Origin of the sequence: Streptomyces phytophilus (genome assembly GCF_013870535.1) — a bacterium.
Taxonomy (GTDB): Bacteria; Actinomycetota; Actinomycetes; order Streptomycetales; family Streptomycetaceae; genus Streptomyces; species Streptomyces phytophilus.
In genome coordinates, this window is record NZ_JACBXC010001475.1 from 1 (window position 1) to 1,363 (window position 1,363).

1 protein-coding gene is annotated in these 1,363 nt (G+C 70.2%); it reads right to left on the reverse strand.

Translation table 11 applies throughout. The features are described from left to right. Window positions 1-90: 90 nt before the first annotated feature. Window positions 91-1,167, reverse strand: a complete 1,077-nt coding sequence (locus tag H5J30_RS33490; protein ID WP_181791510.1) for a S1 family peptidase — start codon at window positions 1,165-1,167, stop codon at window positions 91-93. Window positions 1,168-1,363 lie beyond the last annotated feature (196 nt).

A 1,363-nucleotide genomic window follows, 5' to 3' on the forward strand; every position in this document is an offset into this window, starting at 1 on the left:
GCACCGCGCGGGTGCCGGGGGCCCGGGTCGTACGTCGTGCGTGCTGCGTCGTGCGTGCTGCGCAGTGCTCCCGTGCGGGAACCGCTCCGGTTACGGGATGGTGGCCCCGTACTCGTCGAGGGCCGCGACCACCGGCTCGAAGAACGTCTCGCCGCCGTTGGTGCAGTCGCCGCTGCCGCCCGAGGTCAGGCCGAGCGCGTCACTGCCCGCGAAGAGCGAGCCGCCGCTGTCGCCGGGCTCGGCGCAGACGTCGGTCTGGATCAGACCGTCGACCGTGCCCTCCGGGTACGTCACCGACACGTCGAGCGCGACGACGGTGCCGTCGTGGAGCTGCGTGGTGCTGCCGCTGCGCTGCACGGTCTCGCCGACCGTGGCCTCACGCGCGCCGGTGATCTCCTGGGCGCTGCCGTCGTAGGTGTTGACCTCGCTCGGGTGCTCGACGTCCGCCGTGTACTTGACCAGCGCGCGGTCGTTGCCCGGGAAGGTCGCGCCCTCGGCCTCGCCGATGACGGGCCCGCCCGAGGTCTCCGACCAGGAGCTGCCGCCGAGCTCGACGCAGTGACCGGCGGTCAGGAAGTACGGCTCCCCGCCCTTGGTCACGTTGAAGCCGAGCGAGCAGCGGGAGCCGCCGGTGTAGATGGCGTCGCCGCCGGAGATGTACGGCTTGAACGTGCCTTCGCTGCGCTTGAGCACGGCCTTGCCGTCCTGCGCCGCGACCTCCTTCTTCAGCTGGGCCAGTGCGGCGCCCTCGACCGTGCTGTCGGCGGTGACGACGACCTGGTTGGTGACCGGGTCGAGTGCGCGCGACGTGCCGGCGGTGGCGCCCTGGGTGAGGTCCGCCTTCGCGGCCCTGAGCTCCTTCGTGGTGTGGTCGACGGTACGCGCCCGCGCGCCGGCCGCCTCTGCCTGCTCGGCTGCCTCGTCGTTCACGACGTTGACGACGAGTTCTTTCGCCTGGGCGTCGTAGTACGCCCCTGCGGCCCCGCCCTTGAGGTCCTGGACGAGGGTGCCGGCGAGATCGCTCGCCGCTGCCGACGACAGGGTGTCGGCGACGGGCTCACTCGGGGTGGCGTTGGCGGTGGCGAGCGTCAGACTGCCGGCGATCAGCGCGGCGGCGCCGACGCCCGCGATGGCGTACCGGCTCTTGGATATGGCTCGATACTTCAACGTGCTGCCTCCTATGGGGGGTTGGATCCGCCCGGTGACGGGTGGACTCTGGAGGATTTAGTTGGACATGCGCATGCCAAGCAGCGAACAGATTTATCACTGCCAGACAACTCGCCGAGTATGACTAACCCGTGAGTAGCACACAAGGCCACGCCCCTTGTGGGCCAGATCACTTGAGGTCGGCGCAACGGAACGC